The sequence below is a fragment of the Hydrogenophaga sp. PBL-H3 genome, from assembly GCF_010104355.1.
Taxonomy (GTDB): domain Bacteria; phylum Pseudomonadota; class Gammaproteobacteria; order Burkholderiales; family Burkholderiaceae_C; genus Hydrogenophaga.
Map to the genome: position 1 here is coordinate 528340 of NZ_CP044972.1, position 24609 is coordinate 552948.

General features: G+C 63.3%; 36 protein-coding genes and 1 tRNA gene. 32 read left to right on the forward strand and 5 right to left on the reverse strand.

The genetic code is table 11. From position 1 onward, the window contains the following. Together F9Z44_RS02510 and F9Z44_RS02515 are read left to right on the forward strand one after the other, a co-directional pair. Positions 1 to 270: a type II toxin-antitoxin system Phd/YefM family antitoxin gene (locus tag F9Z44_RS02510; RefSeq protein ID WP_159603306.1), complete on the forward strand. Its 270-nt coding sequence runs from the start codon at positions 1 to 3 to the stop codon at positions 268 to 270. A 7-nt stretch (positions 271 to 277) separates the two neighbouring features. Next, entirely contained in the window at positions 278 to 472 is a 195-nt protein-coding gene (locus F9Z44_RS02515; protein WP_236574231.1) for a CcdB family protein, read from the forward strand. A gap of 80 nt (positions 473 to 552) precedes the next feature. Here the strand turns inward: F9Z44_RS02515 and proC are convergent, their stop codons facing one another. The 3 genes from proC to F9Z44_RS02530 are packed head-to-tail and all read right to left on the reverse strand — an operon-like array spanning position 553 to position 3720. After that, the gene (gene proC / locus F9Z44_RS02520) at positions 553 to 1380 is read right to left on the reverse strand and encodes a pyrroline-5-carboxylate reductase (RefSeq protein ID WP_159603307.1); all 828 of its coding nucleotides are present in this window, start codon (positions 1378 to 1380) and stop codon (positions 553 to 555) included. Between the two features lie 32 nt (positions 1381 to 1412). Further along, entirely contained in the window at positions 1413 to 2906 is a 1494-nt protein-coding gene (gene glpK, locus F9Z44_RS02525) for a glycerol kinase GlpK (RefSeq protein WP_159603308.1), read from the reverse strand. 19 nt (positions 2907 to 2925) lie between these two features. Continuing rightward, positions 2926 to 3720, reverse strand: coding sequence for a DeoR/GlpR family DNA-binding transcription regulator (locus F9Z44_RS02530; RefSeq protein WP_159603309.1), 795 nt, complete (start codon positions 3718 to 3720; stop codon positions 2926 to 2928). A gap of 160 nt (positions 3721 to 3880) precedes the next feature. Between F9Z44_RS02530 and F9Z44_RS02535 the strand changes: the two genes are divergently transcribed. The 26 genes from F9Z44_RS02535 (at position 3881) to F9Z44_RS02660 (ending at position 20829) form a co-directional block, all read left to right on the forward strand. Continuing rightward, positions 3881 to 4957, forward strand: a complete 1077-nt coding sequence (locus F9Z44_RS02535) for an ABC transporter ATP-binding protein (protein ID WP_159603310.1) — start codon at positions 3881 to 3883, stop codon at positions 4955 to 4957. Further along, positions 4957 to 6033 carry an ABC transporter ATP-binding protein gene (locus F9Z44_RS02540; RefSeq protein WP_159603311.1) on the forward strand — a complete coding sequence of 359 codons (1077 nt, stop codon included), beginning with the start codon at positions 4957 to 4959 and terminating at the stop codon, positions 6031 to 6033. The genes F9Z44_RS02535 and F9Z44_RS02540 overlap by 1 nt, the downstream gene beginning before the upstream one ends. Further along, positions 6030 to 6923 carry a carbohydrate ABC transporter permease gene (locus F9Z44_RS02545; RefSeq protein WP_159603312.1) on the forward strand — a complete coding sequence of 298 codons (894 nt, stop codon included), beginning with the start codon at positions 6030 to 6032 and terminating at the stop codon, positions 6921 to 6923. Before F9Z44_RS02540 ends, F9Z44_RS02545 begins: the two co-directional genes overlap by 4 nt. Then, positions 6916 to 7728, forward strand: coding sequence for a carbohydrate ABC transporter permease (locus F9Z44_RS02550; protein ID WP_159603313.1), 813 nt, complete (start codon positions 6916 to 6918; stop codon positions 7726 to 7728). Before F9Z44_RS02545 ends, F9Z44_RS02550 begins: the two co-directional genes overlap by 8 nt. Before the next feature lie 57 nt (positions 7729 to 7785). After that, the gene (locus F9Z44_RS02555) at positions 7786 to 8094 is read left to right on the forward strand and encodes a DUF2160 domain-containing protein (RefSeq protein ID WP_159603314.1); all 309 of its coding nucleotides are present in this window, start codon (positions 7786 to 7788) and stop codon (positions 8092 to 8094) included. 90 nt (positions 8095 to 8184) lie between these two features. Next, positions 8185 to 9918: an ABC transporter substrate-binding protein gene (locus tag F9Z44_RS02560; protein ID WP_159603315.1), complete on the forward strand. Its 1734-nt coding sequence runs from the start codon at positions 8185 to 8187 to the stop codon at positions 9916 to 9918. Between the two features lie 69 nt (positions 9919 to 9987). After that, positions 9988 to 11574, forward strand: coding sequence for a glycerol-3-phosphate dehydrogenase/oxidase (locus tag F9Z44_RS02565; protein ID WP_201449997.1), 1587 nt, complete (start codon positions 9988 to 9990; stop codon positions 11572 to 11574). A gap of 200 nt (positions 11575 to 11774) precedes the next feature. Then, positions 11775 to 12143: a 50S ribosomal protein L14 gene (gene rplN, locus F9Z44_RS02570; protein ID WP_056268999.1), complete on the forward strand. Its 369-nt coding sequence runs from the start codon at positions 11775 to 11777 to the stop codon at positions 12141 to 12143. Positions 12144 to 12152: 9 nt separating this feature from the next. Beyond that, positions 12153 to 12473: a 50S ribosomal protein L24 gene (gene rplX / locus F9Z44_RS02575; RefSeq protein WP_069045173.1), complete on the forward strand. Its 321-nt coding sequence runs from the start codon at positions 12153 to 12155 to the stop codon at positions 12471 to 12473. Between the two features lie 2 nt (positions 12474 to 12475). Further along, positions 12476 to 13015 (forward strand): 50S ribosomal protein L5, encoded by a 540-nt coding sequence (rplE, locus tag F9Z44_RS02580; protein ID WP_159603317.1) that lies wholly within the window; start codon positions 12476 to 12478, stop codon positions 13013 to 13015. 8 nt (positions 13016 to 13023) lie between these two features. Continuing rightward, positions 13024 to 13329: a 30S ribosomal protein S14 gene (gene rpsN, locus F9Z44_RS02585; RefSeq protein WP_159603318.1), complete on the forward strand. Its 306-nt coding sequence runs from the start codon at positions 13024 to 13026 to the stop codon at positions 13327 to 13329. 18 nt (positions 13330 to 13347) lie between these two features. Beyond that, complete coding sequence (rpsH, locus tag F9Z44_RS02590) at positions 13348 to 13743, forward strand: 30S ribosomal protein S8 (RefSeq protein ID WP_056268992.1); 396 nt, start codon at positions 13348 to 13350, stop codon at positions 13741 to 13743. A gap of 22 nt (positions 13744 to 13765) precedes the next feature. Next, a complete protein-coding gene (gene rplF, locus F9Z44_RS02595) occupies positions 13766 to 14299 on the forward strand; it encodes a 50S ribosomal protein L6 (protein WP_159603319.1) in 534 nt (177 codons plus the stop codon). An 11-nt stretch (positions 14300 to 14310) separates the two neighbouring features. Beyond that, entirely contained in the window at positions 14311 to 14676 is a 366-nt protein-coding gene (gene rplR, locus F9Z44_RS02600) for a 50S ribosomal protein L18 (protein ID WP_159603320.1), read from the forward strand. Positions 14677 to 14694: 18 nt separating this feature from the next. Further along, entirely contained in the window at positions 14695 to 15213 is a 519-nt protein-coding gene (rpsE, locus tag F9Z44_RS02605; RefSeq protein ID WP_159603321.1) for a 30S ribosomal protein S5, read from the forward strand. Positions 15214 to 15224: 11 nt separating this feature from the next. Beyond that, entirely contained in the window at positions 15225 to 15407 is a 183-nt protein-coding gene (gene rpmD, locus F9Z44_RS02610) for a 50S ribosomal protein L30 (protein ID WP_056268982.1), read from the forward strand. Between the two features lie 14 nt (positions 15408 to 15421). Then, positions 15422 to 15853: a 50S ribosomal protein L15 gene (gene rplO / locus F9Z44_RS02615; RefSeq protein WP_159603322.1), complete on the forward strand. Its 432-nt coding sequence runs from the start codon at positions 15422 to 15424 to the stop codon at positions 15851 to 15853. Between the two features lie 23 nt (positions 15854 to 15876). Continuing rightward, positions 15877 to 17196, forward strand: a complete 1320-nt coding sequence (gene secY, locus F9Z44_RS02620) for a preprotein translocase subunit SecY (protein WP_159603324.1) — start codon at positions 15877 to 15879, stop codon at positions 17194 to 17196. An 8-nt stretch (positions 17197 to 17204) separates the two neighbouring features. After that, positions 17205 to 17423, forward strand: a complete 219-nt coding sequence (gene infA / locus F9Z44_RS02625) for a translation initiation factor IF-1 (RefSeq protein WP_029461331.1) — start codon at positions 17205 to 17207, stop codon at positions 17421 to 17423. A 43-nt stretch (positions 17424 to 17466) separates the two neighbouring features. Then, entirely contained in the window at positions 17467 to 17580 is a 114-nt protein-coding gene (gene rpmJ, locus F9Z44_RS02630; RefSeq protein WP_009514917.1) for a 50S ribosomal protein L36, read from the forward strand. A gap of 20 nt (positions 17581 to 17600) precedes the next feature. Continuing rightward, positions 17601 to 17966 (forward strand): 30S ribosomal protein S13, encoded by a 366-nt coding sequence (rpsM, locus tag F9Z44_RS02635; RefSeq protein ID WP_056268975.1) that lies wholly within the window; start codon positions 17601 to 17603, stop codon positions 17964 to 17966. An 18-nt stretch (positions 17967 to 17984) separates the two neighbouring features. Then, complete coding sequence (gene rpsK, locus F9Z44_RS02640) at positions 17985 to 18389, forward strand: 30S ribosomal protein S11 (protein ID WP_056268973.1); 405 nt, start codon at positions 17985 to 17987, stop codon at positions 18387 to 18389. Between the two features lie 162 nt (positions 18390 to 18551). After that, entirely contained in the window at positions 18552 to 19175 is a 624-nt protein-coding gene (rpsD, locus tag F9Z44_RS02645) for a 30S ribosomal protein S4 (RefSeq protein ID WP_056269099.1), read from the forward strand. A 94-nt stretch (positions 19176 to 19269) separates the two neighbouring features. Continuing rightward, positions 19270 to 20253 carry a DNA-directed RNA polymerase subunit alpha gene (locus tag F9Z44_RS02650; protein WP_159603327.1) on the forward strand — a complete coding sequence of 328 codons (984 nt, stop codon included), beginning with the start codon at positions 19270 to 19272 and terminating at the stop codon, positions 20251 to 20253. An 86-nt stretch (positions 20254 to 20339) separates the two neighbouring features. Continuing rightward, positions 20340 to 20735: a 50S ribosomal protein L17 gene (rplQ, locus tag F9Z44_RS02655; RefSeq protein WP_159603329.1), complete on the forward strand. Its 396-nt coding sequence runs from the start codon at positions 20340 to 20342 to the stop codon at positions 20733 to 20735. 17 nt (positions 20736 to 20752) lie between these two features. Further along, positions 20753 to 20829, forward strand: a tRNA-Met gene (locus F9Z44_RS02660). A 286-nt stretch (positions 20830 to 21115) separates the two neighbouring features. On the opposite strand, the gene F9Z44_RS02665 is transcribed toward F9Z44_RS02660, so the two are convergent. Next, entirely contained in the window at positions 21116 to 21397 is a 282-nt protein-coding gene (locus tag F9Z44_RS02665; protein ID WP_159603331.1) for a DUF2934 domain-containing protein, read from the reverse strand. 201 nt (positions 21398 to 21598) lie between these two features. Here F9Z44_RS02665 and F9Z44_RS02670 point away from each other — a divergent pair, with 201 nt between their 5' ends. Further along, entirely contained in the window at positions 21599 to 22141 is a 543-nt protein-coding gene (locus tag F9Z44_RS02670) for a CBS domain-containing protein (protein WP_159603333.1), read from the forward strand. Then, positions 22138 to 22272, forward strand: coding sequence for a hypothetical protein (locus F9Z44_RS23110; protein WP_268894201.1), 135 nt, complete (start codon positions 22138 to 22140; stop codon positions 22270 to 22272). Before F9Z44_RS02670 ends, F9Z44_RS23110 begins: the two co-directional genes overlap by 4 nt. 9 nt (positions 22273 to 22281) lie before the next feature. Here F9Z44_RS23110 and F9Z44_RS02675 read toward each other — a convergent pair whose 3' ends face one another. After that, positions 22282 to 23268: a zinc-dependent alcohol dehydrogenase family protein gene (locus F9Z44_RS02675; protein WP_159608552.1), complete on the reverse strand. Its 987-nt coding sequence runs from the start codon at positions 23266 to 23268 to the stop codon at positions 22282 to 22284. A gap of 135 nt (positions 23269 to 23403) precedes the next feature. Between F9Z44_RS02675 and F9Z44_RS02680 the strand changes: the two genes are divergently transcribed. Both F9Z44_RS02680 and F9Z44_RS02685 read left to right on the forward strand, forming a co-directional pair. Next, positions 23404 to 24225 (forward strand): universal stress protein, encoded by an 822-nt coding sequence (locus tag F9Z44_RS02680; RefSeq protein ID WP_159603335.1) that lies wholly within the window; start codon positions 23404 to 23406, stop codon positions 24223 to 24225. 70 nt (positions 24226 to 24295) lie between these two features. Continuing rightward, complete coding sequence (locus F9Z44_RS02685) at positions 24296 to 24604, forward strand: GYD domain-containing protein (protein WP_159603337.1); 309 nt, start codon at positions 24296 to 24298, stop codon at positions 24602 to 24604. The last annotated feature ends 5 nt before the right edge of the window (positions 24605 to 24609 follow it).

Sequence of the window (24609 nt, forward strand, 5' to 3'; positions counted from 1 at the left end):
ATGCGAGTCACCGCAACTGAAGCCAAGAATCGATTTGGCAGCCTCTGCGCACAAGCCAAGCGCGAACCGGTGTTCGTGGAGAAGGCTGGCCTCATCGACACCGTGATCCTCTCGGCTGAACAGTACGTGGCCCTGCAGGCCAGCAGCGGCAAGACCACCCGGGCTGCACGCAAGAAGGCGTTTGAAGCCGAGTTCGGTGACTGGATTGAAGCCCAGAACGCCCGCTTCGATGCGCTCGGCATTCCAGGTGAAGATCTGCGTCCGTGGTGAACAGCCGATGCCGCAGTACGACGTCTACGCCAATCCCAGCCGCAGCGCGGCCGAGGGCATTCCCTACGTGGTCGTGATCCAGAGCGATCTGCTCGATGCCCTGGCCACGCGACTGACCATGCCGCTCCCCTGCCCGCCAAAGATTTGCGCCGACCTGTGGACAACGTGGCCGCGCAGGCCAGCGCCCTGGTGTCGGCCATGAACGTCGTGCTGTCGGGCATTTAGTTTGCGCCGGGGACAGCCGCGGAGCAGAGCGCACCGCGTCCGCGAGCCGAGTGAAGCTTACTTGCCGAACTCCCGCCCCAACTCCTCCGCGCGTTTCTGCGCAGCAAACAAAGCCGCCTCGAACGAAGTCTTCACGCCCGCAGCCTCCATCGACGTGAGCGCCGCGTATGTCGTGCCACCCTTGGAGGTCACGCGCTCGCGCAGCGTCTGTGGCGGGTCTTCCGAACGCTGGGCCAGCGTGGCGGCACCGATGAAGGTGCCCACCGCGAGCTGGTAGGCCACCTCGGGCGGCAGGCCCATGCGGGTGCCTGCGTCGCGCATGGCTTCGAGGAAATAGAACACGTAGGCCGGGCCTGAGCCCGAGAGCGCGGTGACTGCGTCCAGCTGCTGTTCAGAGCTCACCCACACCAGCTCTCCGGTGGTCTTCACCACGGCCTCCACCAGCGCGCGGTCGGCGGCGCTGGCACCGTCGCGGGCGAACAGGCCTGTCATGCCCAGGCCGACCAGGGCCGGGGTGTTGGGCATGGCGCGCACGATGCGTTGCGACTGCAGCCAGGCGACCATGCTCTCGCTGGTGATGCCGGCGGCCACGCTCAGGTGCAGTGCAATGCCAAGGAAAGGCTGGCTGGCGAGTGCGGCTTCCTTGAAGGTTTGCGGTTTCACGGCCCAGACCACGAGGTCCGAGGGCCGCAAATCTGAACTGGCGACAGCGAGCAACAAAACACCGGGGAACTGCTGAGCGAGCTTCACGCGCTGTTCGTCCCAGGGCTCGACGATCTGCAGGGCACTGGCCGGGTGGCCCTGCCGGATGAGGCCGCCGACGATGGCGCTGGCCATGTTGCCGCCGCCGATGAAGGTGATGGTGGGGTGGGTGGGGGTGTTCATTGCGCCATTGTCGCGCGCCGCCACCCCGGGTTTCAGACCGCCACTGTTTGCCTCACGGCGTGTTCCCACTGCGCCATTTTTTCGGCCGCGCGTTCGCGCGAGAGCGTGGGGTGGAAGGTGCGTTCGGCGCGCCACTGTTTCGTGAGTTCGTCCAGCCCGCCGTACAGGCCGGTGTGCAGGCCAGCGAGATACGCCGCGCCCAGGGCGGTGGTTTCGATCACCGCTGGCCGCACCACCGGGATGCCCAGCAGGTCGGCCTGGATCTGCATCAGCAGGTCGTTCACGCAGGCACCGCCGTCCACCCGCAGCTCGCTCACTGGCACGCCACCAGCGGCCACCGCGTCGCGGCTCATGGCGTCGAGCAGGGCCGCGCTCTGGAAGGCGATGCTCTCCAGAGCGGCGCGCGCGATGTGCGCGATGGTGGTGCCGCGCGTGAGGCCAGTGATGCTGCCGCGTGTGTCGGGCTGCCAGTAGGGTGCGCCCAGGCCGGTGAAGGCGGGCACCAGCACCACGCCACCGGCATCGGGCACGCTCTCGGCGAGCGCCTGGACCTGGCTGCTGGAATCGATAGCGCGCAGACCATCGCGCAGCCACTGCACCACCGCGCCGCCAATGAACACACTGCCTTCGAGTGCGTACTGCTGTGGTCCGGGCGGCTGCGCTGCTGCCGTGGTGATGAGACCGTTCTGGCTGACCTGGAAACGTTCGCCGGTGTGCATGAGCATGAAGCAGCCGGTGCCATAGGTGTTCTTGGCCATGCCAGCGGTGAAGCAGGCCTGGCCGAACAGGGCGCTTTGCTGGTCGCCCGCCACACCGCCGATCTCCAGCGGCGCGCCCAGCCACTCGGCCTTCATCTGACCAAAGTGCGCGCTCGACGGCAAGGCCTCGGGCATCAGGCTGTTCGGTATGTCGAGCAGCGCGAGCAGTTCGTCGTCCCACTGGCGGGTGTGCACGTTGAACAGCATGGTGCGCGCGGCATTGCTCACGTCGGTCACATGCCGCGCACCGCCCGTGAGTTGCCAGATCAGCCAGCTGTCCACCGTGCCGAAAGCGAGTTCGCCGCGTTCGGCCTGCGCGCGCGCGCCGCTCACGTTGTCCAGGATCCACTTGAGCTTGGTGCCGGAGAAGTAGGCGTCGATGCGCAGGCCGGTCTTGTGCAACACGGTGTCGGCGAGGCCGCGTTCGCGCAGTTCGGCGCAGGTGGCCTCTGCCCGGCGGTCTTGCCAGACGATGGCGTTGTAGACCGGCTCGCCGGTCCGGCGGTTCCACACCACGGTGGTCTCGCGCTGGTTGGTGATGCCCACGGCCTGGATCTGCCCGGCGCTCAGGCCGGCCTGTTTCAGCGCCTCACGCGCCGTCTCCAGCTGGGTCTGCCAGAGATCGCGCGGGTCGTGCTCGACCCAGCCCGGCTGCGGGTAGATCTGGCGGAACTCGCGCTGCGCCATGGTCACGACGCGGCCGGCGTGGTCGAACACGATGCTGCGCGAACTGGAGGTGCCCTGGTCCAGGGCAAGCAGGTAGGTCATCTCGGCTTTCGTGTGAGGGTCAGGCGATGGCCGCGTCGTTGTGGGTGTCGCTGCCCGCGAGCACGCATTCCACGTTGCCCGCGGCGAGCAGGTCGGCGAAGGGCGGTGGTGGTGGCAGGTCGGTGAACACCACGTCGAGGTCGTCCAGCCGCGCGAGTTCGACCATGGCGGGCCGGTTGAACTTGCTGTGGTCGGCGGCGAGCCAGACCTCGCGCGACTGCTCGACGATGGCGCGCGCGACCTTGACCTCGCGGTAGTCGAAGTCGCGCAGCGTGCCGTCGGCCTCGATGCCGCTGATGCCGATCAGGCCGATGTCGACCTTGAACTGGCGCATGAAGTCCACCGTGGCCTCGCCCACGATGCCCTGGTCGGCCCCGCGCACCAGGCCGCCAGCGACGATCACCTCGCAGTCGGGGTTGGTGCTCATCAGCGAGGCGATGTGCAGGTTGTTGGTGATCACGCGCAGGCCGCGGTGGTGCTGCAGTTCGCGCGCCACCGCCTCGATGGTGGTGCCGATGTTCATGATCAGCGAACAGCCGTTGGGCACGCGCCGCGCCACGGAGCGCGCGATGCGGGTCTTGGCGTCGGACTGCATGGCCTGGCGCTGGCGGTAGGCAATGTTCTCGGTGGTCGAGCCAGGCAGGCGCACGCCACCGTGAAAGCGCGAGAGAAACCCGGCCTCGGCCAGGCGCTGCACATCGCGGCGCACCGTTTGCAGCGTGACGCCGAAACGTTCGGCCAGGGCCTCGATGGTCTGCGGGCCGTGGGCGCGCACTTCGTCGAGCAGTTCGGTGTGGCGTGGATTCAGGTTCATCGGTGGTCGCGCAAAAACGGGGCCACCCGAACATAACGGAATTCTTTTTGACCCCGATCAGGGTAAATACCGAATAAAAACGAACATAAACGAACAATAGAATCCGGCAAACGAAATGCCATCCGATCATGGATGTGCGGTTTTTCACACTGGGATTCGAATGCAGCTGTCACTGGAGCACGTGGGCAAGACCGTCGGGCCTGCCGTCCACCTCTACCCACAAAGCCTGAGCCTGGCCCCCGGCGCGGTCACGGTGCTCCTGGGCGCCACGCAGGCCGGCAAAACCAGCCTGATGCGGGTGATGGCCGGGCTGGACGTGGCCAGCGCCGGGCGCGTGGTGGTGGACGGTGTGGACGTGACGCGCATGTCGGTGCGCCAGCGCAACGTGGCCATGGTCTACCAGCAGTTCGTCAACTACCCCTCGATGACGGTGGCACAAAACATCGCCTCGCCTATGCGCCTGCGCGGCGACCGCGATGTGGAGCAGCGCGTGCGCGACATCGCCGCCCGCCTGCACATCGACATGTTTCTGGACCGACTGCCGGCCGAACTATCGGGCGGCCAGCAGCAGCGCGTGGCGCTGGCGCGCGCGCTGGCCAAGCAGGCGCCGCTGATGCTGTTCGACGAACCCCTCGTGAACCTGGACTACAAGCTGCGCGAAGAGCTGCGCGAAGAACTCACCCACCTGTTTGCCACCGGTGACTCCACCGTGGTCTACGCCACCACCGAGCCGGGTGAGGCGCTGCTGCTGGGTGGGTACACCGCGGTGATGGACGCTGGCGAGTTGTTGCAGTACGGCCCCACCGCCGAGGTGTTCCACGCGCCCAAGAGCATCCGCGTGGCGCGGGCTTTCAGCGATCCGCCGATGAACCTGCTGGCCGCCGAAGCGGTGGCCGGCGGCGTGCGGGTGCAGGGCGGGGAGGTCTGGCCCCTGACGCTGCCGCCTGACGCACCGAAGCGCCTCACGCTGGGCCTGCGCGCCGGCGGCCTGCGCGTGGTGGCGCGCCCGGGCGACGTGGCCCTGCCCGGTCGCGTGGAACTGGCCGAGATCGCGGGCTCCGACACCTTCGTGCATGTGCACACGCTGGTGGGTGAGCTGGTGGCCCAGCTCACTGGTGTGCATGTGTGTCCGCTGGGCGATCCGATCACGCTGTACCTGCAGCCCGACAGCCTGTTTGTGTTTGATGCCGAGGGCCCGCTGGTGCGCTCTCCGGCACGCACGGCGAGGGTTCACTGATGGCTCGCATCGAACTCGACCTGGCGCACGCGTACAAGGCGCATCCGACGAAGGATGAAGACTACGCGTTGCTGCCCCTGAAGATGACATTCAACGACGGCGGTGCCTATGCGCTGCTCGGCCCCTCGGGCTGTGGCAAGACCACCATGCTCAACATCATCTCGGGCTTGCTGGTGCCGTCACAGGGCACGGTGAAGTTCGACGGGCGCGACGTCACCCGCCAGAGCCCGCAGCAGCGCAACATCGCGCAGGTGTTCCAGTTCCCGGTGATCTACGACACCATGACGGTGGCGCAGAACCTGGCGTTTCCGCTGAAGAACCGCAAGGTGCCCGAGGCCGAAATCAAGGCGCAGGTGGGGCGCATTGCCGAGATGCTGGAGATGAGCCACCAGCTCGACATGCGCGCCGCGGGCCTGAGCGCCGACCAGAAGCAGAAGATTTCGCTCGGCCGCGGCCTGGTGCGCTCGGATGTGTCGGCCGTGCTGTTTGACGAACCCCTGACCGTGATCGACCCGCACCTCAAATGGCAGCTGCGGCGAAAGCTCAAGCAGATCCACCACGAGCTCAAGCTCACGCTGATCTACGTGACGCACGATCAGGTGGAGGCGCTGACCTTCGCCGACGAGGTGGTGGTGATGACGCGCGGGCGCGCCGTGCAGGTGGGCGCGGCCGAGGCGCTGTTCGAGCGGCCGGCGCACACCTTCGTGGGTCACTTCATCGGCTCGCCGGGCATGAACTTTCTGCCCGCGTCCAGCGTGCGCGGTGGCCTGGTGGTGCTGGATCACCCGTTCGCGCTGACCAAGGGCCAGACCCTGCCCGAGGGGGCGCTGAAACTCGGCATCCGCCCCGAGTACCTGGCGCTCGGTCAGGCGGGTGAGCCCAACACGCTGCCCGCCCACGTGACGCGTGTGCAGGACATTGGCACCTACGTGATGGTGACCTGCGAGGCCGGCGAACACCGCCTCAAATGCCGTCTCGCCCCCGAAGCCGCGGCGCCGGTGGCGGGCGACACGGTGCACCTGCGGGTGCTGGGTGAGCACACCTGCTTCTACCAGGACGAGGCACTGATCGGATGAGCAATACAACGAAACCCGTGAACCAGAAAGCCTGGTTCCTCGTGCTGCCGGTCATCGTCTGCGTGGCTTTCTCGGCCATCCTGCCGCTGATGACGGTGGTCAACTACTCGGTGCAGGACGTGCTCTCGCCCGATCGCCGTGTCTTTGTCGGCACCGAATGGTTCGCCGCCGTCATGCGCGACGAGGAACTGCACCTCGCCCTGTGGCGGCAGATCCAGTTTTCGCTGGCGGTGCTGCTGGTGGAGATCCCGCTGGGCATCGCGCTGGCGCTGTCCATGCCGGCGCAGGGCTGGAAGTCGTCGGCGGTGCTGGTGCTCGTGGCGCTGTCGTTGCTGATCCCGTGGAACGTGGTCGGCACCATCTGGCAAATCTTCGGCCGTGCCGACATCGGGTTGCTGGGTTACTACTTGCAGCAGGCCGGCATGGAGTACAGCTACACCGGCAACTCGTCGCACGCCTGGTGGACGGTGCTGGCCATGGACGTGTGGCACTGGACACCGCTGGTGGCGCTGCTGGCCTTCGCGGGCCTGCGCAGCATCCCCGACGCCTACTACCAGGCGGCCAGCATCGACGGCGCGAGCAAGTGGGCGGTGTTCCGCTACATCCAGCTGCCCAAGATGCGCGGCGTGCTCATGATCGCGGTGCTGCTGCGCTTCATGGACAGCTTCATGATCTACACCGAGCCCTTCGTGCTCACCGGCGGCGGCCCCGGCAACGCCACCACCTTCCTCTCGCAGTACCTCACCACCAAGGCGGTCGGCCAGTTCGACCTCGGCCCGGCGGCGGCATTCTCACTCATCTACTTCCTCATCATCCTGCTGTTCTGCTTCGTGCTCTACAACTGGATGCAGCGCCTGGGCACGTCGGAGAAGGAGCACGGCCATGAATGAACGCAGATTCAAGAAGCGCACCTTTTTCCTGTTGGCCTACCTGGTCTTCGCGCTGCTGCCCATCTACTGGATGGTCAACATGAGCTTCAAGACCAACCAGGAAATCCTGTCTTCGTTCTCGCTGTGGCCCACCGAATTCACCTGGGCCAACTACAAGACCATCTTCACCGACCCGTCCTGGTACTCGGGCTACATCAACAGCCTGATCTACGTGGGCATCAATACCGTGATCTCGCTCACCGTGGCGCTGCCGGCGGCCTACGCCTTCTCGCGCTACCGCTTCCTGGGCGACAAGCACGTGTTCTTCTGGTTGCTCACCAACCGCATGACGCCGCCTGCGGTGTTCCTGCTGCCGTTTTTCCAGCTCTACACCACGCTCGGATTGATGGACACACACATCGCCGTGGCCATGGCGCACCTGCTGTTCAACGTGCCACTGGCGGTGTGGATCCTGGAAGGCTTCATGAGCGGCATCCCGCGCGAGATCGACGAGACGGCCTACATCGACGGCTACAGCTTCCCGCGCTTCTTCTTCACCATCTTCCTGCCACTCATCAAGGCCGGCGTGGGCGTGGCGGCCTTCTTCTGCTTCATGTTCAGCTGGGTCGAGCTGCTGCTGGCGCGCACGCTCACCAGCGTGAACGCCAAACCCATTGTGGCCACCATGACGCGCACCGTGAGCGCCAGCGGCATGGACTGGGCCACGCTGGCCGCAGCGGGCGTGCTCACCATCGTGCCGGGCGCCATCGTGATCTGGTTCGTGCGGCATTACATCGCCAAAGGTTTTGCCATGGGACGTGTTTGAAACTTTGTGGGTCAGACCATGCGAAGCGTGCTCTGACCCCAACTGATTGGGGGTTTTATGTTTCAGTGGATGGTCTGGACCACGCCTGTGGCCGTTTTCTTCACCTGCATCGTGCTCATGCTGATCGGCATGACCGTGTGGGAAATCAAGTCGCCCACGATCGAGCGCAAGGGTTTCCTGCCCATGGTCACCACGCGCGGCGACCGCCTCTTCATTGGCCTGCTCGGCGCGGCCTACATCAACCTGGCCTTCATCGGCCTGGCGGGCTGGTTCATGCAGTGGCTCTCGCTGGAGCGGGAGCCCAGCATCTGGATTTCTTTCGTTGCATCCATGGCCTGGCTGGTGCTGGCGCTGCGCAAGGGCTGATCGTTCGATGTTCTCCGGTATTCGGCCCATTGCTTCCCCGGGGCCGAGACCTGTCACACACCGGGGAAGCACACCGATCGAGGAGACAACATGAGATTGCGACACACCCCTCTGGCCCTGGCAGCGTTGCTCGCCATGGGCTCCTTGCCCGCCTGGGCCGACGAAGCCGCCGCCAAGAAGTGGATCGACAGCGAGTTCCAGCCCTCCACCCTGAGCAAAGCCCAGCAGGCGGCCGAGATGAAATGGTTCATCGACGCCGCGGCCAAGCTCAAGGCCAAGGGTGTGAAAGAAATTTCGGTGGTATCGGAAACCATTACCACGCACGAATACGAGAGCAAGACCCTGGCCAAGGCGTTCGCCGAAATCACCGGCATCACCGTCAAGCACGACCTCATTCAAGAGGGTGACGTGGTCGAGAAGCTGCAGACCTCGATGCAGTCGGGCAAGTCGATCTACGACGGCTGGATCAGCGACTCCGACCTGATCGGCACCCACTACCGCTACGGCAAGATGATGAACCTGACCGACTACATGGCCGGCAAGGGCAAGGAGTACACCAACCCCGGTCTGGACATCAAGGACTTCATCGGCACCAGCTTCACCACCGCGCCCGATGGCAAGCTCTACCAGCTGCCCGACCAGCAGTTCGCCAACCTCTACTGGTTCCGCGCCGACCTGTTCGCGCGGCAAGACCTGAAGGACAAGTTCAAGGCCAAGTACGGCTACGACCTCGGCGTGCCGCTGAACTGGAGCGCCTACGAGGACATCGCCGCCTTCTTCAGCGAAGACGTCAAGACCATCGACGGCAAGCCGATCTATGGTCACATGGACTACGGCAAGAAGGACCCCTCGCTGGGCTGGCGCTTCACCGATGCCTGGCTCTCGATGGCCGGCACCGCCGACATCGGTATCCCCAATGGCAAGCCGGTGGACGAGTGGGGCATCCGCGCCAGCGCCGACGGTTGCACGCCGCTGGGTGCCAGCGTCTCGCGCGGCGGCGCCACCAACTCGCCGGCCGCCGTGTACGCGCTCACCAAGTACATCGACTGGATGAAGAAGTACGCGCCCAAGGAAGCCACCGGCATGACCTTCGGCGAAGCTGGCCCGGTGCCCGCCCAGGGCCAGATCGCGCAGCAGATCTTCTGGTACACCGCCTTCACCGCCGACATGACCAAACCCGGCCTGCCGGTGGTGAATGCCGACGGCACGCCCAAGTGGCGCATGGCGCCCGGCCCGAACGGCCCGTACTGGAAGCAGGGCATGCAGAACGGTTACCAGGACGTGGGCTCGTGGTCGTTCTTCAATGGCCACGACGAGAACAAGACGGCAGCCGCCTGGCTCTACGCGCAGTTCGTGACCGCCAAGACCACCTCGTTGAAGAAAACGATCGTCGGTCTGACCCCGATCCGCGAAAGCGACATTCAGAGCAAGGCCATGACCGACCTGGCGCCCAAGCTGGGTGGTCTGGTCGAGTTCTACCGCAGCCCGGCCCGCGTGGCCTGGACGCCCACCGGCACCAACGTGCCCGACTACCCCAAGCTGGCCCAGCTCTGGTGGCAGAACGTGGCCCAGGCCGTGACGGGTGAGAAGACCCCGCAGGTGGCCATGGACAACCTGGCCGAACAGATGGACCAGGTCATGGGGCGCCTGGAGCGCGCCGGCATGGAGCGTTGCGCGCCCAAGCTCAACCCCAAAGGCGACCCCGCCAAGTACCTGAGCGACAAGGCCGCGCCCTGGAAGAAGCTGGCCAACGAGAAGCCCAAGGGTGAAACCATCGCCTACGACCAGTTGCTCAACGCATGGAAGAATGGCAAGGCGCGCTGATGTGATGCATCGGTTTTTGTAGCAACCCGCCCTCCGTGCCCTGTGGTGCGGAGGGCCACTCCCCTCTTCATGAAACGCGCAGAACTGCTTGAATCGCTGCCCCGCCACGGTGTGTACGACCTGGTGGTCGTCGGTGGCGGCGCCACCGGCCTCGGGGTGGCGCTCGACGCCGCGCTGCGCGGTTTCTCCGTCGTGCTGCTGGAGTCTCACGACTTCGCTGGCGGCACCTCGTCTCGCTCCACCAAGCTGCTGCACGGTGGCGTGCGTTACCTCGCCCAGGGCAACCTGGCCCTGGTGCGCGAGGCCCTTGCCGAGCGCGCCACCGTGTTGCGCATCGCGCCGCACCTGGCGCAGCCGCTGCCGTTCGTCATGCCGTCGTATCACTGGTGGCAGACCCCGTTTTACGGCATCGGCCTCAAGCTGTACGACCAGCTGGCTGGCTCCGCAGGACTGGGTCGCACCGAGTTCCTGAGCCGAGAGCAGACCCTGCAGGCCCTGCCGGGCGTGAATCCCGACGGGCTTCGCGGCGGCGTCAAGTATTGGGATGGCCAGTTTGACGATGCGCGCCTGGCGTTGGCGCTCGCCCGCAGCGCCGAGGCTGCTGGAGCCCGTGTCCTGAACTACGCCGAAGTGACCGCGGTGCGCCAGTTGCAGGGTGGCGAAGGCCCGCTCTCGACCATCGACGTGAGTGACCGGCGTGGCGGCGCCTCCTTTGAGTTGCAGGCCCGATGTGTGGTGAACGCCACCGGCGTCTGGGTCGACGCGTTGCGTGACCACACACAGCCGGCATTGGCCCAGGGCTCACCCTCTCGCATGGTCAGCCCCAGCCAGGGTGTGCACGTGGTGGTCGACCGCGACTTCATGCCCGGCGGCCACGCGCTGCTGGTGCCCAAGACGCGCGACGGGCGTGTGCTGTTTGCCGTGCCGTGGCTGGGCAAGCTGGTGCTGGGCACCACCGACACGCCGCGCAAAGACCTGCCGCGCGAGCCCGACGCCTTCGCCGAAGAACTGGAATTCATCCTCAGCGAGGGCAGCCAGGCGTTGAGCCGGCCGGTGCGCCGTGAAGACATCAAGAGTCTCTGGGTGGGCCTGCGCCCGCTGGTGGCCGCGCCGGCGGCGACCGAGGGCGGCACCAAGGTCTTGTCGCGCGAACACACCATCGTTGTCGACGCCAATGGCCTGGTCACGGTGACCGGGGGCAAATGGACCACTTACCGCGCGATGGCCGAAGACGTTCTGGAGCGCTGCTTCGCCAGCCAGCTGTTGCCCAGGCGGGCAGGTGGCCTGACGGCGTCACATGCGCTGGCGGGTGCACCCGCCGCGTCCAGCGCCGCGATACCCTTGTACGCCGCGCCCGGTCTGCATCTGTATGGGGTCGACGGGGCCCAGGTGAACGAATGTCCGGGCAAGGACACGCTTCTGGGGCCGGGCTTGACCGAGGCCATGGTGCGTTATGCCGCGCGTTTCGAGCACGCCCAGACGGTGGAGGACGTCCTCGCCCGGCGCTCCCGCATGCTGTTCCTGGACGCCGCCGAAGCCGCCCGTCTGGCGCCCGGCGTGGCCGCCATCCTGCAGCAAGAGCTGGGCACGGACCCGGCGCTTCGCCCATTTCTGGACTTGTGCGCCCGGTATCGCCCGGTGGCCAGCGGAATTTGAGGCATTTCGCAGCCCAGGACGTTGACAGCCTGCTAAAAGCATGTGATACTGCGCGGCTTCGCTCTAAAAAAGCGATGCAATCTGCCCACTCGGAAAGAGTTGGAGTTGGCTTCTGGCCACTCCGGTTCTAGACGACGGGCCCAAGACTGATCACTCCCGGCCGTGGTGGCTGGGGGGATTCAAGTTGGGACTTAAATCAAATGATCCAAACGCAATCTCGACTCGATGTTGCCGACAACACGGGTGCCAAGTCCGTGATGTGCATCAAGGTGCTCGGCGGCTCCAAGCGGCGCTACGCCAGCGTGGGCGACGTCATCAAGGTCACCATCAAAGAAGCAGCGCCCCGTGGCCGCGTCAAAAAAGGCGAGGTTTACAACGCTGTGGTGGTTCGCACCGCCAAGGGCATCCGTCGTCAGGACGGCGCTCTCATCAAATTCGACGGCAACGCAGCAGTGTTGCTCAACGCCAAGCTGGAGCCCATCGGCACCCGCATCTTCGGACCGGTCACGCGCGAGCTGCGCACCGAAAAGTTCATGAAGATCGTGTCGCTGGCGCCCGAGGTTCTCTGAGGAGTCATCATGAACAAGATTCGCAGTGGTGACGAAGTCATCGTGATCGCAGGTCGCGACAAGGGCAAGCGCGGCAAGGTCGTGCTCCGTGCCGACGACAGCAAGCTGGTCGTCGAGGGCGTGAACATCGTCAAGAAGCACGCCAAGCCAAACCCCATGAAGGGTGTGACCGGCGGCATCATCGAAAAAACCATGCCCATCCACCAGTCCAACATCGCCATCTTCAATGGCGCCACGGGCAAGGCAGATCGCGTGGGCATCAAGCTCCTGGCTGACGGCAAGAAAGTGCGCGTCTTCAAGTCCAGCGGCGAAGAAATCAAGGCGGCATGACCATGGCACGTTTGCAAGACATTTTCCGCGACACCATCGCGCCCAGCTTGGTCGAGAAATTCGGCTACAAGTCGATCATGGAGGTGCCCCGCATCACCAAGATCACGCTGAACATGGGTGTGAGCGAGGCCGTTGCCGACAAGAAAGTCATGGACAACGCCGTGGGCGACCTGACCAAGATCGCCGGCCAGAAGCCTGTCGTGACCAAGGCCCGCAAGGCCATCGCTGGTTTCAAGATCCGCGAACAGCAGGCCATCGGCTGCATGGTGACCCTGCGCGGCGCCAAGATGTACGAGTTCCTGGACCGCTTCGTCACCGTGGCGCTGCCCCGTGTGCGCGACTTCCGTGGTATCTCCGGCCGCTCGTTCGACGGTCGCGGCAACTACAACGTCGGCGTTAAAGAGCAGATCATCTTCCCTGAGATCGAGTACGACAAGGTTGACGCCTTGCGCGGTCTCAACATCAGCATCACGACGACCGCCAAGAACGACGAAGAGTGCAAGGCTCTTCTGGCTGGTTTCCGTTTCCCGTTCAAGAACTGAGGTGGCGCGTGGCTAAACAAGCACTACTGCAACGTGAACTCAAGCGCGAAAAACTCGCCGCCAAGTTCGCCAAGAAATACAACGAATTCAAAGCCGTCGCCAACGACGTCAAGAAGACCGACGAAGAGCGCGATGCGGCCCGCCTGGGTCTGCAGAAGCTGCCCCGCAACTCGAACCCGACCCGCCAGCGCAACCGCTGCGAGATCACCGGTCGTCCGCGTGGCACCTTCGCTCACTTTGGCCTGGCTCGCGCCAAGGTCCGTGAAATGGCGTTTGCCGGAGAAATCCCCGGCATCACCAAAGCCAGCTGGTAAGCCCTAGGAGAACCACAAATGAGCATGAGTGATCCTATCGCCGACATGTTGACCCGCATCCGCAACGCGCAGATGGTCGAGAAGTCCACTGTGTCGATGCCGGCCTCCAAGGTCAAAGCCGCAATCGCCCAAGTCCTGAAGGACGAGGGTTACATCGACGGATTTCAGGTCAAGAACAATGACGGCAAGAGCGAGCTCGAAATCGCCTTGAAGTACTACGCTGGCCGTCCCGTGATCGAGCGCATCGAGCGCGTGAGCCGCCCCGGCCTGCGCGTTTACCGCGGTCGCAACGCCATTCCCCAGGTCCAGAACGGTCTGGGTGTGGCCATCGTCACCACGCCGCAGGGCGTGATGACCGATCGCAAGGCTCGCGCCACCGGTGTCGGCGGCGAAGTCCTGTGTTACGTCGCCTGATGCGGGCATTGAGGAGCAATTAATGTCACGTATTGGAAAACTGCCGGTCTCCATCCCTGCCGGGGTTGAGGTCGCCGTCAAAGACGATCTGATCAACGTCAAGGGTGCCCTGGGTGCCTTGGCACTGGCGCAAAACGCGCTGGTCAAGGTTGAAAGCAACAGCGGCGCGCTGACCTTCGTTCCCGTGAACGAGTCCCGCGAAGCGAACGCCATGTCGGGCACCATGCGACAGCTGGTGAACAACATGGTCAACGGTGTCAGCAAAGGCTTCGAAAAGAAGCTCACGCTGTTGGGTGTGGGCTACAAGGCCCAGGCACAAGGCTCCAAGCTCAACCTGACGGTGGGTTACTCCCACCCGGTGGTGATGGACATGCCTGCCGGTATCAAGGTGGAGACGCCGACGCCCACCGAAATCCTGATCAAGGGTTCGGATCGTCAGCGTGTTGGTCAGATCGCTTCCGAAGTGCGGGCCGTGCGCCCCCCCGAGCCCTACAAGGGCAAGGGCATCCGCTATGCGGATGAAAAGGTCGTGATCAAGGAAACCAAGAAGAAATAAGGATCAGGATCATGTTGACCAAAAAAGAGCAACGTCTGCGCCGCGCCCGCCAAACGCGCATCCGCATTGCGCAGCAGGGCGCTGTCCGCCTGACCGTGAACCGCACCAACCTGCACATCTACGCCAGCGTCATCTCCGACGACGGCGCCAAAGTGCTGGCCTCGGCATCCACGGCCGAAGCCGAAGTGCGTGCCCAGATCGGCGGCGCTGGCAAAGGCGGCAACGCCGCTGCGGCAGCCCTGATTGGCAAGCGCATTGCCGAGAAGGCCAAGGCCGCCGGTATTGAAAAGGTGGCTTTTGACCGTTCCGGTTTTGCCTACCACGGTCGGGTGAAAGCCCTGGCAGACGCCGCCCGCGAAGCCGGCCTGCAGTTCTGATCAAACGGAAACCACAAAATGGCTAAATTTACGGCAAACATCAAGAACGAAGCGAACGAAGACGGTTTGCGCGAAAAGATGATCGCGATCAACCGCGTGACCAAGGTGGTCAAGGGCGGTCGCATCCTCGGTTTCGCAGCACTGACCGTCGTCGGCGACGGCGATGGCCGCGTGGGCATGGGCAAGGGCAAGGCGCGTGAAGTGCCGGTGGCCGTGCAGAAAGCCATGGAGCAAGCCCGTCGCAACATGATCAAGGTGTCGCTCAAGAACGGTTCGTTGCACCACAGTGTGCAGGGCGAACATGGTGCATCCAACGTGATGATGCTGCCCGCCTCCAAAGGTACCGGCATCATCGCGGGCGGCCCGATGCGCGCCGTGTTTGAAGTGCTCGGCATCACCGACGTCGTGGCCAAGAGCCACGGCTCGAGCAATCCCTACAACCTGGTGCGTGCCACGCTGGACGCACTGAAGAATTCAACCACCCCGTCCGACGTGGCTGCCAAGCGTGGCAAGTCCGTCGAAGACATCCTGGGTTGATTGGAGCGATCATGACCACTCAAAACACCGTCAAGGTTCAGTTGGTGCGCAGCCCCATCGGAACAAAGCAATCCCACCGCGACACCGTGCGTGGCCTGGGTTTGCGCAAACTCAACAGCACCAGCGAGCTGCAGGACACGCCTGCCGTGCGCGGCATGATCAACAAGATCAGCTACCTGGTCAAAGTACTCTGATCGGAGTCACGGACATGCAACTCAATACCATCAAGCCCTCTGAAGGTGCCAAGCACGCCAAGCGTCGCGTGGGTCGCGGCATTGGCTCCGGTCTGGGCAAGACTGCCGGCCGCGGTCACAAAGGCCAGAAATCCCGTTCGGGTGGCTACCACAAGGTGGGTTTCGAAGGCGGTCAAATGCCTCTGCAGCGCCGTCTGCCCAAGCGCGGCTTCAAATCGGCCCAACTGCAGTTCAACGCTGAAGTGACTCTGACCGACATCAGTTCACTCAATGTGGCTGACGTGGACATGCTCGTGCTCAAGCAGGCTGGCCTGGTTCCCCATCTGGCCAAGCGTGTCAAGGTCATCAAGACCGGTGAGATCACGCGCGCCGTGTCCTTCAAGGATGTGGCGGCCACTGCTGGTGCCAAAGCTGCGATCGAAGCCGCCGGCGGCTCCTTCGCCTGACCGGACTCCAACGGAAACAACCTGTGGCAACTGGCTCCACGTCCCTCGCGAAAACCGGCAAGTTCGGCGACCTGCGTCGTCGACTGGTTTTCTTGCTGCTCGCTCTGGTGGTGTACCGCATCGGTGCGCACATTCCGGTGCCGGGCATCGACCCCGCGCAACTTGAGCAGCTGTTCAAGGGACAAGCGGGTGGCATTCTCAGCCTCTTCAACATGTTCTCGGGCGGGGCGCTGTCGCGTTTCACCGTGTTCGCGTTAGGCATCATGCCGTACATCTCGGCATCGATCATCATGCAGCTCATGACTTACGTGGTGCCCACGTTTGAGCAGCTGAAAAAAGAGGGAGAGGCTGGCCGTCGCAAGATTACCCAGTACACCCGTTACGGCACATTGGGTCTGGCGATCTTCCAGTCCATGGGTATTGCCTTGGCGCTGGAAGGCTCTGCGGGTTTGGTGATCGATCCCGGCATGGGTTTTCGCCTGACGGCTGTGGTCAGCCTCGTTGCCGGCACTATGTTTCTGATGTGGCTAGGTGAACAAATTACCGAGCGCGGTCTTGGCAACGGCATTTCGATCTTGATCTTTGCGGGTATTGCCGCTGGTTTGCCCAGTGCCGTGGGCGGTCTGCTGGAACTGGTTCGCACCGGTGCCATGAACATCCTGATCGCTATTTTTATCATCGCGCTCGTAGTCTTGGTGACCTACTTCGTGGTGTTCGTTGAGCGTGGTCAACGCAAGATCCTGGTCAACTACGCACGCCGTCAGGTGGGCAACAAAGTCTACGGCGGTCAGTCGTCACACTTGCCGCTGAAGTTGAACATGGCCGGCGTGATTCCACCGATTTTCGCGTCATCGATCATTCTGCTGCCCACCACGGTAGTGAGTTGGGTGAGCACGGGTGACTCCACCCGCTGGTTGCGTGATATCGCATCTGCGTTGTCGCCAGGCCAACCGATTTATGTGGCGTTGTACGCTGCGGCGATCGTCTTTTTCTGCTTCTTCTACACGGCGTTGGTGTTCAACAGTCGTGAGACCGCCGACAACCTGAAGAAGAGTGGGGCGTTCGTGCCTGGCATTCGCCCCGGCGACCAGACAGCACGCTACATCGACAAGATCCTGCTTCGACTGACGCTGGCCGGTGCCGTGTACATCACTGCGGTGTGTTTGCTGCCCGAGTTCCTGATCCTGAAGTACAACGTGCCGTTCTATTTCGGCGGCACCTCTTTGCTGATCATTGTGGTGGTCACCATGGATTTCATGGCGCAGGTTCAGAACTACATGATGTCTCAGCAGTACGAATCACTGCTCAAGAAGGCCAACTTCAAGACGTCACCCGGCAGTTGAGTTTTTGTATGTCCAAGGACGACGTGATCGAGATGCAAGGTGAGGTTGTTGAGAACCTTCCCAATGCGACCTTCAGGGTCAAGCTCGAAAACGGTCATGTGGTCCTGGGACATATCAGCGGCAAGATGAGGATGCACTACATCCGTATCCTGCCAGGCGACAAGGTCAAGGTAGAGCTCACGCCCTACGACCTCACCAGAGCGAGAATTGTTTTTCGCTCGAAGTGAATGGTTGGTTGTTGAATACTTTTGGAATATCTAGGAGAAGACTATGAGAGTTTCGGCTTCGGTCAAAAAAATGTGCCGCAACTGCAAGATCATCAAGCGGCACGGTGTTGTGCGAGTCATTTGCACCGATCCGCGTCATAAGCAGCGTCAAGGCTGATTGAAGTTTAGAGGACCATCATGGCTCGTATTGCAGGCATCAACATTCCGCCGCACAAGCACGCTGAAATCGGCTTGACGGCAATCTTCGGTATTGGTCGCACCCGCGCTCGCAAGATTTGCGAAGCATGCGGCATCGACTACACGAAGAAGATCAAGGACCTGAGCGACGCGGAACTTGAAAAAGTTCGCGATCAGGTCGGCACGTTCACGATCGAAGGCGACCTTCGCCGCGAGACCACCATGAACATCAAGCGATTGATGGACATTGGTTGCTATCGCGGTTTCCGTCACCGCCGTGGCCTGCCGCTGCGCGGTCAGCGCACGAAGACCAATGCGCGTACGCGCAAGGGTCCCCGCAAGGCAGCCCAGTCGCTGAAGAAGTAATCGGTTCGAAGGATTCCCATGGCCAAGTCACCCTCCACCAGCGCGTCCGCACGCGTTCGCAAGAAAGTCCGCAAGAACATTGCCGACGGTATCGCTCACGTGCACGCTTCGTTCAACAACACCATCATCACGATCACCGATCGCCAGGGCAATGCCTTGTCGTGGGCTTCGTCTGGTGGTCAGGGCTTCAAGGGCTCGCGCAAGTCAACGCCGTTTGCTGCCCAGGTGGCATCGGAAGTGGCCGGACGCGCTGCCATTGAGCAAGGCATCAAGAACCTGGATGTCGAGATCAAGGGCCCTGGTCCTGGTCGCGAATCGTCTGTGCGAGCCCTGGGTGCCCTCGGCATCCGGATCAACTCCATCTCTGACGTGACGCCCGTTCCACACAACGGCTGCCGTCCGCAGAAGCGCCGCCGCATTTGAGGCGGTACCGCGTACGCGGTATAATGGAAAGCTTTTTTCGAGCGCCACCGCAGTCACCTGCGGTGGCATTTTTTGCTAAGCCCACCGCCACTTCATTCGAGGAGTGGCTCCCGCAATGACATCGTTCGATGTGGGTTGCGGTAGAAACATAAGGACATCAACGTGGCACGTTACCTCGGCCCCAAGGCCAAACTTTCCCGCCGTGAAGGCTCTGACCTGTTGCTCAAGAGCGCTCGCCGCTCCATCAGCGACAAGGCCAAGTTCGACTCCAAGCCAGGCCAGCACGGCCGTACCTCCGGCCAGCGCACTTCAGATTTTGGCGTGCAGTTGCGCGAGAAACAAAAAGTCAAGCGCACCTATGGTGTGCTGGAGCGCCAGTTCCGCCGCTACTTCGCCGAAGCCGATCGTCGCCGTGGCAACACCGGCGCCAACTTGCTTTTCCTTTTGGAGGCGCGGCTTGACAACGTCGTGTTCCGCATGGGCTTTGCTTCGACCCGTGCCGAGGCGCGGCAGATCGTGTCGCACAAGGCGATCCTTGTGAATGGCAAATCGGTGAACATTCCTTCGTACTCTGTGAAGGCTGGCGATGTGATCGCCGTTCGCGAGAAGTCGAAGAAGCAGGGTCGCGTGCTGGAAGCCATGGAGTTGGCCAAGCAAATCGGCTTCCCCGCTTGGGTGGATGTTTCGGTCGAGAAGGTCGAAGGCGTGTTCAAGAAATCGCCTGACCGCGACGAATTCGCCTCTGATGTCAACGAATCGTTGATCGTCGAACTGTATTCCCGTTAATTTCGTTCCCGGTTTGCACCTTCACGGGTGCGGCCGGGCCATGCTCCATCTGCCTTATCGGTGTAACGAGCCGAGGGTACTGAAGGAAGTTTGAATGCTGAACAATCTGCTGAAGCCCAAAACCATCAACGTCGAGCAACTCTCGGCAAACCGCGCCAAAGTCACGCTTGAGCCCTTCGAGCGTGGTTATGGCCATACGTTGGGCAACGCCCTGCGCCGCGTTTTGCTGTCTTCCATGACCGGCCATGCGCCGACTGAAGTCACCATTGCGGGTGTGGTGCACGAGTATTCGTCGATCGACGGCGTTCAGGAAGACGTGGTCAACATGCTCCTGAACCTCAAGGGCGTGGTGTTCAAGCTCCACAACCGCGATGAAGTCACGCTGAGCTTGCGCAAAGACGGTGAAGGTCTCGTGACCGCTGCCGACATCCAGACCCCGCACGATGTTGAAATCGTGAACCCCGGCCACGTGATCGCCACGCTGTCTGCCGGCGCCAAGCTCGACATGCAGATCAAGGTCGAAAAAGGTCGTGGTTATGTGCCGGGCAGCCTGCGTCGCAATGACGATCAGGCCCGCTCCATCGGTCGCATCGTGTTGGACGCGTCGTTCTCGCCCGTCAAGCGCGTGAGCTACACGGTCGAGAGCGCTCGCGTCGAGCAGCGCACCGATCTGGACAAGCTGGTGCTGGAGATCGAGACCAACGGTTCCATCGGTCCTGAAGAAGCCGTTCGCGCCTCGGCCAAGATCCTGGTCGAGCAGCTGGCTGTGTTCGCGCAACTCGAAGGCGCTGAACTCAACTTCGAAGCTCCTGCACAGCGCAGCTCGCAGCAGTTCGACCCGATCCTGTTGCGCCCTGTCGATGAGCTCGAGCTCACCGTGCGTTCGGCCAACTGCCTCAAGGCCGAGAACATCTATTACATCGGTGATCTGATCCAGCGCACCGAGAACGAGTTGCTCAAGACCCCCAACCTGGGTCGCAAGTCGCTCAACGAAATCAAGGAAGTGCTCGCTTCGCGCGGCTTGACCTTGGGCATGAAGCTTGAGAACTGGCCACCGGCCGGTTTGGACAAGCACTGAAATTCCGCTAGCCGGCACGAAGCCGGCCACGGACGAACTCGCAGTACCTGACACGGCTGCGGGCAAAACAACTGAAAGGATGAAATATGCGTCACGGACACGGACTTAGAAAACTCAATCGCACCAGCGAACACCGCCTTGCAATGCTTCGCAACATGATGAACTCGTTGCTCACGCACGAAGCCATCAAGACCACGGTGCCCAAGGCCAAAGAACTGCGCCGCGTGGTCGAACCCATGATCACCCTGGCCAAGGTGGCCACCGTGGCCAACCGCCGCCTGGCATTTGACCGTTTGCGCGACCGCGATGTGGTCGTCAAGCTGTTCAACGAACTGGGCCCGCGCTTCGCCGCACGACCCGGTGGTTACACCCGCATCCTGAAGATGGGTTACCGCGTGGGCGACAACGCTCCGATGGCACTCGTCGAACTCGTGGACCGTGCAGAAGATGCGGCACCCGCGGCCGACGCCGACAAAGCGTGATAGAATCTAAGGCTTGACGCGCGGTGGAGCAGCCTGGTAGCTCGTTGGGCTCATAACCCAAAGGTCGCAAGTTCAAATCTTGCCCGCGCAACCAACCAAATCAAGCGCTTGCTTGTCACTGAAGCCCTCGGAAACGAGGGCTTTTTTGTTTGTGACGAGGTCTGTGACGAGGTCTGTGTCGTCACAGAAATCGTTGAGCGACGTTGTGACCGTTGGGCAACTTGTCGACTCGCTAGTCAACACTTCTTCAAGTTGCTTCTTGCGCAACGTCGGTTGTGCAGCGTCTTCCGACCCTCGGTGCTTCGCGGTGTACGTCGCTAGACGGAAGCAAGCAGTCTTTCGGCTCGACTAATCCGACTGAGCGAAACGCGTAACGTGCTTCAGTGTTCCGAGAGCGGTTCGCCGGGTCGGACGCCTTGGTCCTCGCGAGCAACGGAGGCCTCTGCCGCGAGCCAGTCTTCCAGGTCGTGACCGTCCACGCAGCCGCGGGCCTCGTACAGCGCGTAGGCCGCTTCGTGAATGCGTGCCTCGCGCGAATAGCCGGCCTGCGCACTGCCAGAGCCGTCCGGACGAGCATGTCCATCTCCCAGGGACATCACCGCCATCGGAGGCCGCTTGATCAATGCCTTCGTGCCAACCGCGCTGGCTGAAGTCTGCTTCATGTCTGTGCTCCTGTTAATACAAGTATTTGTGGGTTGCACCTGAACTGCAGCTGCGTGAATGAAGCCGAGGGTGCATGTGCAGACTAGTGACTTGCGCGTTAACCACGTTGAGCACACTCAATCCGGACACTTGCCCGGAGCGCACACTGAAACGCCTCGGAGAGGCAGTGGCCTTTCCTGGCCACGTCACAGGAGTTCCACATGCAAGTCGGCACCGTCTGTACCCGACAGGTCGTCACCATTGATGCCGGCAGCTCGGTTGCAGAAGCGGCGTGTCGCATGCGTGACCACCATGTTGGCTCGCTGGTGGTGACCCAATCCACCGCCGACGGCGCACAGGTGATCGGCATCGTGACGGATCGGGATCTGGTGATGGACGTACTGACCCAGCCCGCAACATCCCTTCAAGCGCCGATCGAGACCTGGGCCCGGAAAGATCTCGTCTTCCTGGTGGAGGACGACAGTCTGGAGAACGCGGTGGCGGCAATGCAGGCGCGCGGTGTGAGGCGCCTGTTGGTGAAAGATGCCACGGGTCACCTGTGTGGCGTCCTTTCAATTGATGACCTGTTGGACTCCTTTGCAGTCCACTTGGCAGGTCTGGCGGGCGTGTTTCGCAGCGGCCCTCAATGGAAGGCCGGTACGACGCAGGCGCCTTCCTTCGCCAAAAGCAGCGAATCCCCGCGGTTTCCCGGCTTTGGCCTCGGCGCGTGGTCGCGCGCCGTCTCCAGCGCGGGGCGGCCATGAGGCTGCTCATAGCTTTGATCGTTGCCCTGGTCACCATCTTCGGATCGCTGTTCGGCCTGCGCCGCTGCGAGGGCAGTGAATTGCCGAGCAACACCGTGTCTTCCCCGCTGTCCAGCCTCGCTTCCCGGTGAGCCTTTACCTCACATCATCAGCACAGCCGCGCCCTGCAGGCGGCCGGCACGCAGGTCGTCCAGCGCTTTGTTGGCCTGTTCCAGCGCGTAGGCGGTGGTGTCCACCCGCAGGGGCGCGGTGTCCACGAACGCGAGGAACGCCGAGGCATCGGCACGAGTGAGGTTGGCCACCGAGACCAGCTGACGCTCCTCCCACAGCCATGCGTAGGGAAAGGCCGGGATATCGCTCATGTGAATGCCCCCGCACACCACACGTCCGCCCTTGCGCACGGCGCGCAAGGCCAGCGGCACCAGTGCACCCACCGGCGCAAAGATGATCGCGGCGTCCAGCGGTGTGGGTGGAGCCTCGTCGGAACCGCCCGCCCATGCAACGCCCAGCTCACGCGCAAAGCCCTGGGCCTGCGCATCGCCGGGGCGGGTGAAGGCGTACACCTGCCGGCCTTGGTGCCGCGCGACCTGGGCCATCAGGTGGGCCGCCGCCCCGAAGCCGTAGAGACCAAGCACCCGGGCATCATCGCCGGCCATGCACAAGGCCCGCCAGCCGATCAGTCCGGCACACAGCAGGGGCGCCAGGTGCTGCGCGTCCATGGGCAGGTCCAGCGGCAGGCAGAACGCGGCTTCGGCGATCACATGGCTGGCAAAACCGCCGTCGCGCCCCTGTCCGGTGAACAGCGCGTGGTCGCACAGGTTCTCGCGCCCGACCCGGCAGAACGCGCAGTGGCCGCAGGTGTGGGCCAACCAAGGCACGCCCATGCGCTCACCCAGCCGGCTCGCGTCCACGCCCGGCCCCACCGCTTCCACCACACCGACGATCTCGTGTCCCGGCACCAGCGGCAGCCGCGGCAAGGGCAACTCGCCGTCGACCACATGCAGGTCGGTTCGGCACACGGCACAGGCCTCGACACGAAGCCGCAGCTCACCCGGCCCGGGCTCGGGCAGTAGGCGGGTTTCCAGCCGCAGGGCCTGGGCGGGCGCGTGCAGGACCATGGCGCGCATCGTGGACGGAGAGATCCGGGACATGGCGGGACCTTGACCCGGCTTGAACAGCCCGGGATTGAGCCTGCGCAACGAAGTCCGGATCGAGTGGGCGTAGCGTCCCGTTCGCGCACGATTACTTTCAAAGGTCAGACCATGCAAGCCCCCGGCTCCATCCTGCTGCATCTCGACAGTTCAGCCCGCACGGCCCAGCGCATCCAGCTCGCGCGCCAACTGGCCGAGGATTTTTCGGCGCAGGTGACGGGCCAGCCCTGCCTGCTGACGGCCCTGGTGCGCTACCCGTTTGCCATGGAAGGCGCAGGCGCCGCCGTGGCCGCCACGCAGGAGCAGGACAAGGAGGCGATCGACAAGATCCACAAGCTGTTCCATCAGCTCGCGGCTGGCCATGGCCGGCTTCATTGGACCGACCCGCTGGCCGATGGGCCGTGGGGCTTTGCGCGCCAGGCCCTGTATGCCGATCTGGTGATCCTGGGACAGCGCGATGCGAAGGACCCTGCGGCGGCGGAACTGCCGTCCGACTTTGTCTCCAGCGTGCTGCTCGACAGCGGTCGGCCCGGCCTGATCCTGCCCTTCAGCGGCGAGATCGGTGTCGTCGGTCGCACGGTGCTGGTGGCCTGGAAGGAGACCCGCACGTCGGCCCGCGCAGTGTCTGCGTCCTTGCCCTGGCTGCAGCGGGCAGGGCAGGTGCACGCAGTGGGGTTCGGCGAAGACGTGGATGCGACGCTGCAACCGCTGCAAGACTACCTGCAGACCCACTGTGTTCACACCAAGACCCACGCGGGCGGCCCTGAAGACAGCGAGGTCGGTGAACGCCTGCTGTCGATGGCGGCGGACGTGGACGCGGACCTGCTCGTGATGGGCTGCTATGGACACGGGCGGACCCGCGAGTGGGTGCTGGGAGGTGCCACGCGCACGGTGCTGGCCTCGATGACGCTGCCGGTGTTGATGGCGCATTGAGCAGGCTCAAGCGGCTTTCGCGGTGGGCCCCTAGAGTGACCTCCTTGCTGTCACGCAACGGGAAGTCGCCATGCCCACCTTCATCCTCCTGACCCGCCTGGCGCCGCAGGCATTGCACCAGCCCAAGTCGTTCGAGACGCTGGAGCGGCACGTGTCGCAGCAGGTGCTGAACCACTGCCCGACGCTGAAGTGGGTCAGCAGCCACGCGCTGCTGGGCCCCTGGGACTACCTGGACATCATCGAGGCGCCCGACATGGAGACCATGACGCGGGCTTCCCTGCTGGTGCGCAGCTACGGCAAGGCCCACACCGAAATCTGGCCCGCCATGCCGTGGCCCGACTTCAAGCAGATGCTGCGGGCCCTGGCCCAGGAGGAGTGAGCAGG